General features: G+C 41.5%; 18 protein-coding genes. All 18 read right to left on the bottom strand.

The features are described 5' to 3' along the window. Positions 1-90 precede the first annotated feature (90 nt). Positions 91-1,818, bottom strand: coding sequence for an acetyl-CoA carboxylase, carboxyltransferase subunit beta (gene accD / locus ACH9UM_RS08825; RefSeq protein ID WP_082241026.1), 1,728 nt, complete (start codon positions 1,816-1,818; stop codon positions 91-93). Next, complete coding sequence (locus ACH9UM_RS08830) at positions 1,805-3,154, bottom strand: acetyl-CoA carboxylase biotin carboxylase subunit (protein WP_004845949.1); 1,350 nt, start codon at positions 3,152-3,154, stop codon at positions 1,805-1,807. The genes accD and ACH9UM_RS08830 overlap by 14 nt, the downstream gene beginning before the upstream one ends. A gap of 4 nt (positions 3,155-3,158) precedes the next feature. Further along, positions 3,159-3,605: a 3-hydroxyacyl-ACP dehydratase FabZ gene (gene fabZ, locus ACH9UM_RS08835; RefSeq protein WP_004845950.1), complete on the bottom strand. Its 447-nt coding sequence runs from the start codon at positions 3,603-3,605 to the stop codon at positions 3,159-3,161. A gap of 52 nt (positions 3,606-3,657) precedes the next feature. Next, a complete protein-coding gene (gene accB, locus ACH9UM_RS08840) occupies positions 3,658-4,095 on the bottom strand; it encodes an acetyl-CoA carboxylase biotin carboxyl carrier protein (protein ID WP_004845951.1) in 438 nt (145 codons plus the stop codon). Between the two features lie 14 nt (positions 4,096-4,109). Beyond that, positions 4,110-5,348, bottom strand: coding sequence for a beta-ketoacyl-ACP synthase II (gene fabF, locus ACH9UM_RS08845; RefSeq protein ID WP_004845952.1), 1,239 nt, complete (start codon positions 5,346-5,348; stop codon positions 4,110-4,112). 31 nt (positions 5,349-5,379) lie between these two features. Beyond that, the gene (gene fabG / locus ACH9UM_RS08850; RefSeq protein ID WP_009243634.1) at positions 5,380-6,120 is read right to left on the bottom strand and encodes a 3-oxoacyl-[acyl-carrier-protein] reductase; all 741 of its coding nucleotides are present in this window, start codon (positions 6,118-6,120) and stop codon (positions 5,380-5,382) included. Positions 6,121-6,145: 25 nt separating this feature from the next. Beyond that, entirely contained in the window at positions 6,146-7,066 is a 921-nt protein-coding gene (gene fabD / locus ACH9UM_RS08855) for an ACP S-malonyltransferase (protein ID WP_009319974.1), read from the bottom strand. Further along, complete coding sequence (gene fabK, locus ACH9UM_RS08860) at positions 7,059-7,997, bottom strand: enoyl-[acyl-carrier-protein] reductase FabK (RefSeq protein ID WP_009321339.1); 939 nt, start codon at positions 7,995-7,997, stop codon at positions 7,059-7,061. Before fabK ends, fabD begins: the two co-directional genes overlap by 8 nt. A gap of 90 nt (positions 7,998-8,087) precedes the next feature. Then, on the bottom strand, positions 8,088-8,315 hold the full coding sequence (locus tag ACH9UM_RS08865; RefSeq protein ID WP_172675374.1) for an acyl carrier protein: 228 nt from the start codon (positions 8,313-8,315) through the stop codon (positions 8,088-8,090). Positions 8,316-8,392: 77 nt separating this feature from the next. Then, positions 8,393-9,448 carry a beta-ketoacyl-ACP synthase III gene (locus ACH9UM_RS08870; protein WP_009319976.1) on the bottom strand — a complete coding sequence of 352 codons (1,056 nt, stop codon included), beginning with the start codon at positions 9,446-9,448 and terminating at the stop codon, positions 8,393-8,395. 272 nt (positions 9,449-9,720) lie between these two features. Beyond that, complete coding sequence (fic, locus tag ACH9UM_RS08875; protein WP_004845958.1) at positions 9,721-10,326, bottom strand: protein adenylyltransferase Fic; 606 nt, start codon at positions 10,324-10,326, stop codon at positions 9,721-9,723. A gap of 90 nt (positions 10,327-10,416) precedes the next feature. Next, positions 10,417-10,800, bottom strand: coding sequence for a VOC family protein (locus ACH9UM_RS08880; RefSeq protein ID WP_004845959.1), 384 nt, complete (start codon positions 10,798-10,800; stop codon positions 10,417-10,419). Positions 10,801-10,936: 136 nt separating this feature from the next. After that, complete coding sequence (locus ACH9UM_RS08885) at positions 10,937-11,269, bottom strand: hypothetical protein (protein ID WP_009243638.1); 333 nt, start codon at positions 11,267-11,269, stop codon at positions 10,937-10,939. Between the two features lie 611 nt (positions 11,270-11,880). After that, positions 11,881-12,198, bottom strand: coding sequence for a hypothetical protein (locus tag ACH9UM_RS08890; RefSeq protein ID WP_009319978.1), 318 nt, complete (start codon positions 12,196-12,198; stop codon positions 11,881-11,883). A 24-nt stretch (positions 12,199-12,222) separates the two neighbouring features. Next, complete coding sequence (locus ACH9UM_RS08895) at positions 12,223-12,753, bottom strand: dihydrofolate reductase family protein (protein ID WP_004845962.1); 531 nt, start codon at positions 12,751-12,753, stop codon at positions 12,223-12,225. Between the two features lie 31 nt (positions 12,754-12,784). Continuing rightward, the gene (locus ACH9UM_RS08900) at positions 12,785-13,234 is read right to left on the bottom strand and encodes a GNAT family N-acetyltransferase (protein WP_004845963.1); all 450 of its coding nucleotides are present in this window, start codon (positions 13,232-13,234) and stop codon (positions 12,785-12,787) included. A gap of 541 nt (positions 13,235-13,775) precedes the next feature. Further along, a complete protein-coding gene (locus ACH9UM_RS08905; RefSeq protein ID WP_262527984.1) occupies positions 13,776-14,093 on the bottom strand; it encodes a hypothetical protein in 318 nt (105 codons plus the stop codon). 274 nt (positions 14,094-14,367) lie between these two features. Continuing rightward, positions 14,368-14,784: a helix-turn-helix transcriptional regulator gene (locus ACH9UM_RS08910; RefSeq protein ID WP_262527982.1), complete on the bottom strand. Its 417-nt coding sequence runs from the start codon at positions 14,782-14,784 to the stop codon at positions 14,368-14,370. Between the last annotated feature and the right edge of the window lie 107 nt (positions 14,785-14,891).

Raw genomic sequence — 14,891 nt, forward strand, 5'->3', positions numbered from 1 at the left:
ATATATTGTGTTCCATAACCGACGCTTCTTGCGCCTGCATTTTCGTAACCTATATTATAGCACACACTTTGTTCGGAAAAGAAGCACTTTTTACATTTTACGAAATCTGTCATATCGATGATTCAGCAGTTGTCTTTCATCCATAGATCCGTATTTTTTCAAAAAAACGCTGAGCATGTTTTTTAATTCTTCACATACCCCAGCCATTGTCTGTGACGTATACGACTTCGGTTCTCTGATCACCTGTTCCACTATCCCTAAGCATTTCAGATCATCCGCCGTCAGTTTCATCACTTCCGCCGCTTCTGACGCACGCTTGCTGTCTTTCCAGAGTATACTTGCAAATCCTTCCGGAGAAAGAACCGAATAGACAGAGTTTTCCAGAATCCACACTTCATCTGCCACAGCCAGAGCCAGTGCTCCTCCGCTTCCGCCTTCCCCGATCAGTACCGAAACGATCGGAACTTTTATCGAGGACAGTTCATATAAGTTTGAAGCGATCGCTTCTCCCTGTCCGTGCTCTTCTGCTTCCTGTCCGCAAAATGCTCCCGGAGTATCTACGATACAGATCACCGGACGTCCGAACTTTTCTGCCTGCCGGATCAATCGTAATGTTTTCCGATATCCTTCCGGAGACATCATCGCAAAATTGCGTGTCACATTTTCTTTCGTCGTCTTTCCCTTCACCTGAGCGATCACCGTGACCGGAATGTTCCCGAACATTGCAATTCCTCCTGCCACTGCAGGATCGTCTCTAAAAAGCCTGTCGCCATGAAATTCCATAAAATCAGAAAACAGCATATTCACATAGTCTGTTCCGACCGGACGGTCTGTTTTTCTTGAAAGAAGAACTCTTTCCCACGCGCTTATTCCGCCTTTTGACCGCACCTGTTTTGGCATAGTATCTTCTTGTGTAGTGCTTTCAATCTTTTCGGTTTCCCCGGTACTTTCTTCTGTTTTTTCTTTTGTACGGTCATGCATATGCAAAATACGCGCAAGAACGCTTTTCATTTCCGACCGCTCTACGATCCGATCTACAAATCCATGTTCGAGCAAAAACTCCGACCTCTGAAATCCTTTCGGCAGCTTCTTTCCGATCGTCTGCTCGATCACCCTCGGTCCTGCAAACCCGATCAGCGCATTCGGCTCTGCCAGAATAATATCTCCAAGCATGGCAAAGCTTGCCGTTACTCCTCCTGTCGTCGGGTCTGTTAAAACGCTCACATACAGAAGCCCTTTTTCACTGTGCCGTTTCAGCGCAGCCGCCGTTTTCGCCATCTGCATAAGAGAAACGATCCCTTCCTGCATCCTTGCGCCTCCAGAACATGCGAACAAAATAACCGGAAGATTTTCTTTCGTAGCCCGTTCTATCGCTCTTGTGATCTTCTCACCGACCACTTCGCCCATGCTCGCCATCATAAAACGTCCGTCACATACTCCGATCACCGCCGGATGGCCCGCGACCATAACTTTCCCTGTAACGACCGCTTCGTCAAGTCCGGTCTGTTCCCTTAATCTTCGTACTTTTTCCTCATAACCGCTAAATTCCAGAGGATTTTCAAACTTCATCTTTGCATCCCATTCTTCAAAAGTTCCGGGATCTGCGATCATCTCGATCCGCCGTCCTGCATGCATCCTGAAATATCCGTGACACTTCGGACAAATATAATTGTTATTTACGGCATCCTCTGCCAAAATAGCCGCGCCGCACTTATTGCACTTTTTCAGCAATCCTTCGGGAACATTTCTTACTTTTGTATTTTTCGATGTTCCATGTTCTTTCCCTACGGTCTTTTTAAACATATTATGCAGTTTCACTACTCAGCCTCCGAATAAAATCCACATCTGTCTTTCCTGATATAAAATCCTCGTTTTCCGAAATCTCATACTGGTAATCGACATTCGTTCCGATTCCTTCTATAATAATTTCTCCCAGAGCGCTCCTCATCTTATCTACCGCCTCTCGACGGTCTTTCCCGTGAACGATCAGTTTCGCCAACATGGAATCATAATAAGGCAGCACCTCGCATCCGCTGTAAACAGCCGTATCTACACGGATCCCGTTTCCTCCCGGAAGATGCAGATCTGTGATTCTTCCGGCTGACGGCGTAAAATTGCGCTCCGGTATCTCCGCATTGATCCGACATTCGATCGCATGACCTGTCATCCTGATATCTTCCTGCCTGAAAGTAAGTTCCCCGCCGTTTGCGATCCGTATCTGCTCTTTGATCAGATCGATCCCGGTTACGCACTCCGTTACCGGATGTTCCACCTGTATCCTTGTGTTCATTTCCATAAAATAAAATGTACCGTCTTTTTCCAACAGAAACTCTACTGTTCCGGCGTTTGTATAGCCTGCGGCCCTTGCGGCCTTTACCGCCGTTTCGCCCATTTTTTTACGAAGTTCATCTGACAACGCGGCGCATGGACACTCTTCGATCATCTTCTGATGATTTCTCTGTATCGAACAATCCCGTTCTCCGAGATGAACTATATTTCCATATGAATCTGCAATGATTTGAAATTCAATATGACGAGGATGCTCCACAAAATGCTCGATATACATTGTTCCGTCTCCGAATGCCTTTTCCGCCTCTTTGCGCGCCGTCACAAAACAACTTTCAAACTCTTCTTCACTTTGCGCTGTCCGCATCCCTTTTCCTCCGCCTCCCAAGGCGGCTTTAATGATCACAGGATATCCGATGCGCGCCGCTTCTTTTTTCCCTTCTTCCAGATCTAAAACCGCTCCGTTTGTCCCCCGGATAACCGGAATCCCTGCCGCGATCATTGTTGCTCTTGCTTCTGTTTTATTTCCCATCTTACCGATCACTTTAGAATCAGGACCGATAAAGGTAATCTCGCACTGTTCGCAAAGTTCTGCAAATTTTGCATTTTCCGATAAAAATCCGAATCCGGGATGAATCGCATCTGCTCCCGAAACGAGCGCTGCGCTGATCAAATTCTGCATATTCAGATAACTTTCCGATGCCTGCGCCGGACCGATACAGACTGCTTCATCCGCAAGCTGGGTATGAAGAGCCTCCTTGTCAGCCTCCGAATAGACTGCCACAGTTTCAATTCCCATTTCTCTGCATGCCCGAATAATCCGAACCGCAATCTCGCCACGGTTTGCGATCAATATTTTTTCGATCATAAATCTATTCTCCTGCCATAAACGTCAATTCTGCGCTTACTACTACTTTACCGTCCACACTTGCAACCGCTTTTCCGATTCCTACCGGACCTTTTTGACGAATAATCTTTGTCTCTAATCTCAACACGTCGCCAGGAAATACCATTCCTTTAAACCGGCAGTTTTGTATTCCTCCGAAAAATGCAATCTTTCCTTTATTTTCCGGCGTACTTAAAATCGCCACTGCTCCTGTTTGTGCAAGCGCTTCTACAATAAGTACCCCCGGCATAACCGGTTTATTCGGGAAATGGCCTTTAAAAAATTCTTCCGTATATGTTACCGCTTTATAGCCTATGGCAAATTCCCCCGGTTCATAATCTTCGATCCTGTCGATCAGGCAAAACGGATGCCTGTGCGGGATGATCTGCTGGATCTGTTCTATATTTAAGCTTTTCTTTGTCTCTCTTTCCATCTCCGTACTCTGCCTCCCTGATATTTTTACTATGCCGTTTTTGTATCGTTCTTTATTTGATGACAAAAAGAGGCTGTCCGTATTCTACCGCCGCTCCGTTTTCGACAAGAACCTCTTCTATCGTTCCCTCAAAATCACTTTCGATCTCATTCATAAGCTTCATCGCTTCCACGATCCCGAGAACCGTTCCCTTTTCTACTTTGTCTCCTGCCTGCACGAAAGGAGTTCCTCCTTCTTCCGGCGACGCATAGAAAATTCCGACAAGCGGAGCTTTCACTATTTTGCCTTCTAATAAGACTTCCGCATTTTCTTCTGTTCTTGCAATCTCCGCTTCTGTCTTTGTTCTTCCTGCCGTTTCTGCCGATACTGATGTGCAGACGTTTCCGCCTTTTTTCAACTTCAGCTTTACTCCGTCTTCTTCGTATTCAAATTCGTCCAATCCGAATCCCGACACAGCTTCTACCAACTGAAGGATCTGTTCTGTCTTCATTTTTGCACCCCGCCTTAATCTTCATATTTTTTCACGAGAAGAGAAGCGTTATGACCTCCGAATCCCAGTGAGTTTGTCAATACATAGTTTACATCCTTCTTGACCGGTGAGCCTACCGCATAATTTAGATCACATTCGGGATCGACATTTTTTGTTCCCATTGTCTGATGAATGTATCCGTCCTGAATGCTTTTTACACATACGATAAACTCAACTCCGCCTGCCGCTCCGAGAAGATGACCGATCATCGATTTCGTTGAGTTAACGACAACCTGATCTGCCGCGCTTCCAAGTGCGCTGCGTATTGCTCTTGTCTCAAACAGATCGTTGTGATGCGTGCTTGTTCCATGTGCATTAATATAGTCGATCTGCTCTGCCCGTACGCCTGCTTCCCGCATTGCAAGCTTCATCGCCATTGCGGCGCCCTCTCCGTCTTCTGCCGGTGATGTGATGTGCCATGCGTCCGCCGTTGCTCCGTACCCTGCAAGCTCTGCGTATATTTTTGCGCCCCTTGCCTTCGCATGTTCCAGTTCTTCCAAAACAATAATGCCTGCTCCTTCTCCCAAGACAAATCCATCTCTGTCTTTGTCAAACGGTCTTGATGCACAAGTCGGATCTTCTGATGTAGAAAGCGCCGTAAGCGCCGTGAATCCTGCCAGACCTGTCGGAGAGATCGCGCTCTCCGCTCCTCCTGCAACCATGATATCTGCATCACCATACTGAATTGCCCGAAAAGCATCTCCGATACAATGTGAACCGGAGGCGCATGCCGTCGCGACATTTGTGCATTTTCCCCGAAGTCCAAGCCGGATCGAAATATTTCCCGCCGCCATATTTGAAATCATCAGCGGAACCATCAGCGGATGAACTCTGTTCGGCCCTTTCTTTAGGATCGTCTCATAATTATCTTCCACACATTTTAAGCTTCCCACACCGGATCCGACGATCACGCCTGCCCTGTAAGGATCTTCCTTTTCCATGTCGATTCCGGCATCTTCAAACGCCTCTTTCGCTGCTGCCGCCGCGTATTGTGTAAACAATTCCATTCGTTTTGCAGATTTAAAATCAAGCCGTTCTCTTGCATCAAATCCTTTTACCTGCGCTGCGATCTTCACTTTATAATCAGAAACGTCAAATTGAGTGATCGGTCCGATTCCGACAGTTCCTTTTTTAATCTCATCCCAAAAAACATCCACTGTATTTCCGATCGGAGTAACAGCTCCAAGACCGGTTACAACAACTCTTCTCTTCATACTTCCTCCTTTTCAAGCGGAGCGATTATAATTACATCGCCATGCCTCCGTCTACGCAAAGCACCTGCCCGGTAATGTATCCGGCCTGCTCTGATGCAAGAAACGCAACAGCCTGCGCCACATCTTCCGCCTCTCCGAATCGCTCCATCGGAATTTGCAGAACTGCCTTTTCTTTCACTTTTTCCGAAAGAACCGCTGTCATTTCCGTCCGGATAAATCCGGGCGCGACTGCATTTACTGTAATTTTCCTTCCTGCAAGTTCTCTCGCCGCTGATTTTGTCAGACCGATCACCCCTGCCTTAGATGCGGCATAATTTGCCTGACCTGCATTTCCAAGTACCCCGGACACCGAAGAGATATTAATGATCCTTCCGCTTCTTTGACGTATCATTGCTCTTGAAACAAAGCGTATACAGTGAAACGCCCCCTTTAAGTTTGTATCTACGACCGCATCAAAATCATCTTCCGACATCTTCATAAGCAAACCGTCTTTTGTAATTCCCGCATTGTTGACAAGAATATCAATTCTTCCAAACTCTTTCATAACCTCTTCAAACATCTTTTCGCATGATTCAAAAGAAGCTACGTTACACTGAATCAGTTTTACCTGTCCTCCCGACGCTTCAATCTGCTCTTTTACTTTTTCAGCTTCGTCTTTCGACCTATTATAATTAATGATCACGACTGCGCCTTCTGCCGCAAGTTTCACCGCGATCGCTCTGCCGATCCCCCGGGATGCCCCGGTTACAACTGCAATTTTCCCTTTTAACATCATTTTCCTTCCACTTTCTGTCGCTTTAACATAACTGTTCTGCCGCTTTTTCTGCTTCTTCCCATGTACCGACATTGAAACATTTTACATTTCTGTCAATCCGCCGTATAAATCCAGACAATGTCTTTCCCGGTCCGATCTCCACAAATGTATCTACCCCTGCGGCGATCAGTTTTTCCACACTTTGCTGCCATCTCACAGGAGATGATACCTGCCGTATCAAAAGATCCTTAATCTCTCCTGTTTCTCCCACAAAATCCGCAGTCACATTCGATACATAAGGAATGACCGGTTGATTCAGCCTGACATTCTCCAAAACACGCGCAAGCTGTTGTCCTGCAGTTTCCATCATCGGAGAATGAAACGGACCGCTCACATTCAATAAAATAACTCTCTTTGTTCCTGCTTCTTTCAGGCTACTTCCCGCTGTTTCCACTGCGCTTTTTTCTCCTGTGATCACCAACTGACCGGGACAGTTATAATTTGCGATCCATACATTCGGAATCTTTTCCAATACTTCTTCTGTCCGAGCGCCTGTAAGTCCGATTACAGCCGCCATCGCCCCTTTGTTTGCGGGAACGGCTTCTTCCATAAAAATCCCGCGTTTTCTCACCATCAGAACTGCGTCTTCTGTAGAAAATGCTCCTGCCGATGCTGCCGCGCAATATTCGCCTAAGCTCAATCCCGCTGTAACGTCCGCAGTCATCCCCCATTCTCTTAATACATGCTCTGCTGCCATACTGACAGTTACCAAAGCCGCCTGTGTATATTCTGTCTTATCAAGAAGATCATTTTTCTCAAAACACAACTTCCGCATATCAAGCGACAATAATTCAGACGCCATATCAAATATGTCTTTTGCCTTCCTGCTGTTCTCATAGAAATCTTTTCCCATTCCGGCTGTCTGTGCGCCCTGACCCGGAAAAATAAATGCAGTCTTACTCATAAAATACACTTCCTCTGATTTGTTTTTCTGTTCCTTTTACTAACTTTCGGATCAGCATTTCACATGTCATCTTCTCTGTGACAAGTCCTGCCGACTGTCCTGCCATCAGGCTTCCGTTTTTTACGTCACCTTCAACGACTGCTTTTTTTAAACCGCCAAGTGTCAATGCTTCCAGCTCTTCAAAAGACGCGCCCTCTTTTTCTTTTTGCAGATACAGTTTCGTCATCTGATTTCTAAGCGTCCGCACCGGATGTCCGCATGATCTTCCGGTAACTTTTGAATCGATATCTCTTGCCCTTATAATTTCATTTTTATAATTCTCATGAACCTGACATTCCTCTGTTACGATAAATGCCGTTCCCATCTGAACTCCTTTTGCTCCGAGCATAAATGCAGCCGCAATCCCTCTTCCGTCTGCAATTCCTCCTGCCGCAATGACAGGAATCTTTACCGCATCGACAACTTGCGGTACAAGAGTCATTGTTGATGCCTCTCCGATATGCCCTCCTGCTTCCGTTCCTTCTGCGACAACCGCATCGGCATGACAGCGTTCCATTCTCTTTGCAAGTGCAACAGACGCAACAACCGGAATCACTTTTACATCCGCTTCTTTCCACATCTGCATATATTTTTCCGGAGAACCGGCTCCTGTTGTAACAACTTTTACCTTTTCTTCCACAATTACCTTTGCAATTTCATCTGCATACGGACTCATAAGCATAATGTTGACTCCGAAAGGTTTATCTGTCATCTTCTTTGCCTTTTGTATCTGATCTCTCACCCATTCAGGAGGAGCGCTTGCCGCTCCGATAATTCCCAGACCGCCTGCCTCGGATACTGCCGCTGCCAGATGATATTCTGCAACCCATGCCATCCCGCCCTGAATGATCGGATATTCAATTCCCAAAAGTTCCGTTATTTCTGTTTTCATTTTGACAATACTTTCTCCTGATACTTTTTTCTTTTTTATTATCGGCCTCTTTGTTTCTATTTTCATTTTTTATATCCGGTTTTTTATTTTTTACTCTTTGTGAGCCTCCATATATGCCGCCGCATCTTTGATCGTTGTGATCTTTTCCAGATCTTCGGAAGGAATCTCTACTCCGAATTCTTCCTCAAACGCCATCACCAATTCAAAAAGATCAAGTGAATCTGCCCCCAAATCTTCTTTAAATGATGTGTCCTCTTTTAAAGTTTCGATTTCTACATTCAATGCCTCTGCTACGATTTCTTTCATTCTCTCTGTCATGATAATTTCTTCCTTTCTTTTCTCTTTTACTTTATTTTTTATCCACAATTTGTTTTCGTTTGATCTCTCAAAGAGATTTACCATTCTAAAATACTTCCAGCCCATGTCAGCCCTGCACCAAATCCGGCAAGCAATATTTTTTGACCTTTTCTCAATCTTCCCGTTTGAACAAGTTCATCCAAAAGGATCGGAATCGATGCGGCAGATGTATTTGCATAATTTTCCATATTTATCGGAAAACGGCTCATATCGACTTTTAATTTCTTTGCCGCCGCTTTCACAATCCTTTCATTCGCCTGATGCAAAATAAAAAAATCAATATCTGCAATTTTCAGTCCCGACTTTTCTAAAAGCTCTTCTGTCAGCTCCGGTACTTTTCTGACCGCAAATTTAAATACTTCCTGCCCATCCATGCAAATTCCTGTTTTATGACTTTTCTTTTTCCGGCTGATATCTTCTGCATTTTTACTTACGTCATCGTGTTCTTCCACTGACGATCCTTCATCACTTTTTGATAAGACATCTTTTGGATTATCATCCTGTTCTTCAAACAGACTTTTTGATCTTAATGTCAGCACAAAATCTTTCGTGCCGTCAGAATGACCTGTCTGCCAATAATGATCACCTTCTTCCGCTTTCAGTATCAGCGCGCCTGCGCCGTCGCCGAATAATACAGATGTGCTCCTGTCACTCCAATCCACAAGGCGACTCATGCTTTCTGCGCCGACTACAAGAATCGTTTTATAGATTCCTGCGCGAATATATGCCTGCGCTGTATTGAAAGCAATCACAAATCCCGAACAAGCTCCGTTCAGATCAAATGCCAACGCGTTCTGGGCGCCGATTCTCTTTTGAACAATACACGCAGCCGATGGATAAATCACATCCGAAGAAGATGTCGCAGTTAAGATCAATTCGATCTCATCCGCATTTACTTCTCCGTTTTTCAACGCCCGGGCCGCAGCCTCCGCCGCCATGTCTGATGTTGTCTCTTCTAATGCCACATGCCGGAATCTGATTCCGGTTCGTTCTCGTATCCATTCATCCGACGTCTCCATGACATGCGATAGTTCATCATTGCTTACTGTCCGAATCGGTAAATACGATCCCGTTCCACAAACTCTTCCTATCATTTTTCTTCTCCGTCATATTTTATTTGATTCTTAAATATTTTGACTTTCAAAGTATAACACTAAAAAATAATTTGTCAACTGTTTTTTTTCATAATCTTTCCGTTCAATCCGTAAACAATAATTTAGAGCAGCAAGCTCAGGCTATCTTTGCAAATAGGTTTCTTTCGCTTGCCACTCTCTTCACAATCGATTCTCCTTTGAATTTTACTTAGAGAACGACTTGCAACGGCAGTTCTTTATATTAACTTCTGCCATTGATAGAAATATTTTAATTACAAATCACTTATCTTAAATGTGGAATAGCCTTCGTAATAATAACTGTGATCGATACCTTTCATATAAACCTCACGGTCATTGATTCTGTTCGTCAGCGCCTGCTTTAATATATGTTTGATTTCAATATCTTTAACAGGACTGCGTTCCATGGCAGAAAGATAGTCCTCTTTATCTACACGGCTCCAATCGATTACCTGACCTAATTCTTTTTTTAAAATCAAATCAAGCCAAATTCTTGTACTTCTGCCGTTTCCCTCACGAAAAGGATGTGCAATATTCATTTCCACATATTTTTCTATAATTTCATCATATGTTGATTGAGGCATTTTTTCGATATTTTCAAGAGCTGCTTCTAAATACATAATCGGAGCAAAACGAAAATTACCTTTTGAAATATTAACAGTTCTTATCTGTCCGGCAAAACCATAAATCGGACCAAATAAATATTTGTGTATTTCAGCAAGTGATTTAAAAGTTCCCGGCTTAAGATAATTCAAATAGCCGCTTTCAAAAAGTTCTATTGCTCTTTTTTTGCTGATTTTTTCTTCAGCTTTGGCTAATTCTACAGAATCGGTAATGCCGAGTTTATTTTCTAATATCATAGCAGTTTCCCTTTCTATAATTTTATATAGTATTTGAGATAAATAAAAATTTACCTCAATAATTTTTTTCAACGCTTTAAAAATATTTTGTCAAACTGTAATTTCAATTTGATTCCCTTCTATCCCTATAATACAGCTTTCGTAATACCCATCTCCTGTTGTTCTTGGACCACTCACAACCTCATATCCATCTTCTTGCATTTGCCGTGTCAGAAAATCCACTTTCTCTTTACTTCCAACACTAAATGCTATATGAATATATCCTGTCCTCACCGGCGATTTTACTTCGTCCTCCATCTGAGGTTTGTTCATGATCTCAAGCCTTGCTCCATCATCAAACAAAAGAAAGTACGATCGAAAACCTGTTTTTGAGTTATAATAACCGTCATTACATACAGCGCCAAAGTATTTAACGAAAAAATCTCTAACACTTTCTAAATCATTTACATACATTGCGATATGTTCAATCTTCATTATTCTTCCCCCTAGCAACTTCTGTTTTCTCTCGCTGCTATTATAAAGCAACTTCTATTTTCTCTCACTGCTGTTTTGACACTCCCCACAGCTAAAGCAGGGGGATTTGCTTCACCCGCTACTGTTATAAAATCTGTTACCCTAAATCTGAAAAAAGTATCTCATGCGGAGCTTCGATTTCCTCTGCGATCGTATGCTCTGTTAATTCAGATAACAGCTTTATCTTTGCATTAATAATAGGTCTCATACAATTTGGTACATGTTCTTGATGTGCTCTATGTATCGCAACACACTCTTTACAATTTCCATGATAGCGGCAGGCTTTCTTGCAAGGACAATGATCTTTATCTTTATATTCCTCTCTGAATGCAGCTGCGAATTCTTCTTGTAACCGCAGTCCTTCCTGTCGGTTTCCTTTGTGAAATTGTTCCATTGCCTCTATTTCTTTTTCATTACCTTCGATAATCATACAGATTTCCTCCATTCACAACCTACCTGTTATAAAAAGTTATCGCTCCTTAAAATCTAATTTACTTGATTACTATAGTAATATAATGCAATTTTATATAATATACAATATAAAAAACCGAAGAACGAATTTCTATTGACATTTATTATTCTATACGAACATTTACTATACTCATTGTAAGATCTTTTCCTGTTTCAACACGATACCACTTACCCTTTTCAAGCTTAATAGTTTCACTTGCCCCGGAAGTAATATAGGGAATTGCTTGACATCATCTCCTAACTCCAAACCTGTTTAGATAGCTCTTTTCATCTCAACACTAACTGGACTTTAATTATCAATACTCTTTCCGCAGTATTGACAAAAATCACCACCATTACTTCCAAGATGTTTTCCGCAATGCGGACACTTGTAAAAAAGTAAATTAGGCACAACAGACGAACCTGCTACAATCACACCAATTGGCAAAAACATTATACGCTTGTAGCTAAGTAGTATTAAAATAAATCCAATAATGTACAGAAAATAAATGAGTTTTCTGGCTTTCTTCGGTTTCACTTATATGCACCTCTCACATTCAAATTTTTTCAATTAAACTAGAACTTTTCTGCTTACTTTGTTTTGAACTCTATCCATTCATTATCAATAAGCACTACTACCATACCATCTTCAAGAATTGCGTATGGCGTTCCGGTATCTTTATTAAAATTTGCTTCTCCATCCTTTTTAGGAACACCATTCTCCGCATAGGAAGTTGTGTATTGAATAACACTATCATCCACTTCAACAGCAACCGCATTGTTGGTTGAATAGAAATTTGTTCCATTTACCATTATTGTTGCAGGATAATTCCCATCCTTTGAAGTACTACAGCCAACCAATGCAACTACAAGAATTGTACAGATCACCATTGCTATCAATTTTTCCATACGCTTTACCTCGCAAACTGGGATTTATCTTTTTGCATAGATTAAATCCATCATGCCATTATATGACTGTGTTTTTAGCAGCCTCAACTTAATTTCATGGTCAGCTTTTTCAAAAAGTCGAATACCTGATCCTAAAATTGTTGGAATGACGGTTATATAATAACAATCTATTATATCTGCTCTAACCAACTGTTGGATTAAGTTTGCACCGCCACATATCCAAATTCCGTTTCCGTTTTCTTTTCGTAGCTCTTTTATCAGTTCAACTGGGTTTTTGTTGACAAAATGGATTTTGTCGGAAGACTTTTTTTGCTTGTGTGTCACAACATAGGTTGTAAAATCGTCATAAACCCAATCTTCTGGTGAAAGCTCTGTAACAATTTGATGATAAGTATTCCAACCCATTACAACGGTATCTATGTCTTTCACAAATTCAGAATATGAATCAATATTATCCTCATCATTGCCCTGTCCAGTCAGCCACTCAACACTGCCTTTGCTGTCTGCAATATATCCGTCAAGGCTCATTGCAATAAATAAACTAATTTTTTTCATAAATTCCCTTTTCGATTTATAAATTCAAGATTTATTGTTCCTTTATCATCACATAATTTGTAAGAAAAATTCCTTGTCGTTCTACCTGTCGTTCCTTTACAACTTTATACCCTCGTTTTTCAAAAAATGGTTTTGCTGTAATAGAAGCATAAGTTGTAATTTTTCCATCAACCGCTTGTTCCAGTTGGTTACAAATAGCTGTTGCAACCCCTTTTCCTTGATAATTAGAATGAACAAACAAGCGGTCAAGATAACCGTCTTTATCTATGTCGCCAAAGCCTACGATGATTTTGTTATCTATAGCAACTATACTATAGTGCTCTTGAAGTGACTGATTCCATTTTTCTAAATCCGCTTGACCTGTTGCCCACACATCTAATTGTTCTTTTGTATAATCTTTCGCATTTATTGTATGAACCGTATTATAAAACAGCTCTGTAATTTCTTTACAGTCCGACATCTGATATCCTCTGACAAACATTCTTTATCTCCTCAGTTTCTGGTTTGTTACTTTCATTTTAGCATACTGTATTTATGTTTTCTATCCTCTGCAGGCAAGGAAAATCTGCTTTAGATATTTCCATTTTACCGGTAATGATTTTCTGTTCTATATTGTCAATCTTATTGAAAGGTTAAATTGTGGGATTCGGATCAACATAGATACTATAGGTTCCTCCATTGCTCATATTCTAGATTAAATACTTATACGAAATATTTTGTGTTGTCTGCTCTTAATACAAAATTCCGTTATATATATTCAATTAACTTAACTCCTATCCCGTATAGTTTAAATAAATTTAAGACACAAGAAAAAGTGTTCAAAGGTGTTTCAAACTTTTTGAAGTAAAAAAATAAGAGAAACGCTGTAAATTCAGCGTTCCTCCTGCTTTTAATCAATGCCGCAGACCGGAATCGAACCGTTTTACTTAATCTCAAATACTGATAGAAAGGGGCTTTGAAGACTTCATCACGGTTGCGGTGTTCAAAAAGTGTTCAAATGTTTATCTCTTACAAACAGGGATTTATACCCGGTACTTGTCTCGATTTATAGTCATATCAACCAAATGAACTACAAGTAAGATAATAAAAAAAACGGAAACTATTATTATTCCTGCGCCCAGCTTGATAAAATCAATTATACCGCCAAGACAAAAGAGCATTGCCCATGTCTTAATCCGTTTTCCAGTAACTCTGCATATTTTCTCTGTGTTTAATCCAGTATAATCTCCTGATAAAAACAGCACACTTCTTTCTGTATTCCTTGATTTGATAAAAAATCTTCCAACAAAAAAGAGAACAGTTGCCATCAGTAAATCAATAAATATAATTATTATTTTCATTTTCAACACCTCTAATTCGAAGTTCACAACTTCAAGTTTGCTTAACTACTATTCAGTATAATCTAAATATGTGAAGCGCACAAGAAAAAAGTATGTAAGACTCTGATATCTCTACATACCCTTTTCCACACTGTACCGACTCTAAGCATAGTCTACCGTCCATATTCCCTTGTTCGTGTTTTTCCGCTAACCAGCGTTCCGCAGGATGCCCAGAGCGACGGTTCCTAACAGGGCGACGGGTCGGCTGGGCAAGCGGACGGCTTAAAAATCATTCCTATCCTGCAACATACTTCATGTTTAATTCTCTCCGCCCCTCATATTTCTCTTTTTCTAAGAGTTTGTCGAGGAACTCCGACACTTCTTCCATATCATCACTGTCTATTAAATCCAGTTTCATCAGCACGTCAAGGTCGGTCTGGTTCTTCGGCTGGATAGAAACAGGCTGTGACATATCCACCACGACTTTCAACGGCTTTTTCTTATTTGCCGTTTCAATATCCGTAGTCAATCCCATAACGTGGCTTTTACTCACGCCGAATATCTGTGATAATTTTTCCCATATAGATTCATCTCTCGGCGTTCCGTTTCCATTTTCATAGTTCGTAAGCATACTTTGTGAAATGCCTAATTCCTTTGCAAGTTCCGCAACGGTTATATTCTTTTCTTTCCGCAATTCTTTTATTTTATTCATAGCGAACCTCCTTTATAAGCACATTATATTTCATCAAATTTTCTCTGTCAATCTTTTTATCGGATATTCAGATATTTTCTATTGACATTCTGTAATGCTTGTTTTAT

The sequence above is a fragment of the Mediterraneibacter torques genome (genome assembly GCF_044591705.1).
GTDB lineage: Bacteria > Bacillota > Clostridia > Lachnospirales > Lachnospiraceae > Mediterraneibacter > Mediterraneibacter torques.

Coding starts and splice junctions, on each gene's coding strand:
- ACH9UM_RS08830 (WP_004845949.1), bottom strand. CDS start 3,154: ATGATCGAAAAAATATTGATCGCAAACCGTGGCGAGATTGCGGTTCGG.
- fabZ (WP_004845950.1), bottom strand. CDS start 3,605: ATGGAAAGAGAGACAAAGAAAAGCTTAAATATAGAACAGATCCAGCAG.
- accB (WP_004845951.1), bottom strand. CDS start 4,095: ATGAAGACAGAACAGATCCTTCAGTTGGTAGAAGCTGTGTCGGGATTC.
- fabF (WP_004845952.1), bottom strand. CDS start 5,348: ATGAAGAGAAGAGTTGTTGTAACCGGTCTTGGAGCTGTTACTCCGATC.
- fabG (WP_009243634.1), bottom strand. CDS start 6,120: ATGTTAAAAGGGAAAATTGCAGTTGTAACCGGGGCATCCCGGGGGATC.
- fabD (WP_009319974.1), bottom strand. CDS start 7,066: ATGAGTAAGACTGCATTTATTTTTCCGGGTCAGGGCGCACAGACAGCC.
- fabK (WP_009321339.1), bottom strand. CDS start 7,997: ATGAAAACAGAAATAACGGAACTTTTGGGAATTGAATATCCGATCATT.
- ACH9UM_RS08865 (WP_172675374.1), bottom strand. CDS start 8,315: ATGACAGAGAGAATGAAAGAAATCGTAGCAGAGGCATTGAATGTAGAA.
- ACH9UM_RS08870 (WP_009319976.1), bottom strand. CDS start 9,448: ATGATAGGAAGAGTTTGTGGAACGGGATCGTATTTACCGATTCGGACA.
- fic (WP_004845958.1), bottom strand. CDS start 10,326: ATGATATTAGAAAATAAACTCGGCATTACCGATTCTGTAGAATTAGCC.
- ACH9UM_RS08880 (WP_004845959.1), bottom strand. CDS start 10,800: ATGAAGATTGAACATATCGCAATGTATGTAAATGATTTAGAAAGTGTT.
- ACH9UM_RS08885 (WP_009243638.1), bottom strand. CDS start 11,269: ATGATTATCGAAGGTAATGAAAAAGAAATAGAGGCAATGGAACAATTT.
- ACH9UM_RS08890 (WP_009319978.1), bottom strand. CDS start 12,198: ATGGAAAAATTGATAGCAATGGTGATCTGTACAATTCTTGTAGTTGCA.
- ACH9UM_RS08895 (WP_004845962.1), bottom strand. CDS start 12,753: ATGAAAAAAATTAGTTTATTTATTGCAATGAGCCTTGACGGATATATT.
- ACH9UM_RS08900 (WP_004845963.1), bottom strand. CDS start 13,234: ATGTTTGTCAGAGGATATCAGATGTCGGACTGTAAAGAAATTACAGAG.
- ACH9UM_RS08905 (WP_262527984.1), bottom strand. CDS start 14,093: ATGAAAATAATAATTATATTTATTGATTTACTGATGGCAACTGTTCTC.
- ACH9UM_RS08910 (WP_262527982.1), bottom strand. CDS start 14,784: ATGAATAAAATAAAAGAATTGCGGAAAGAAAAGAATATAACCGTTGCG.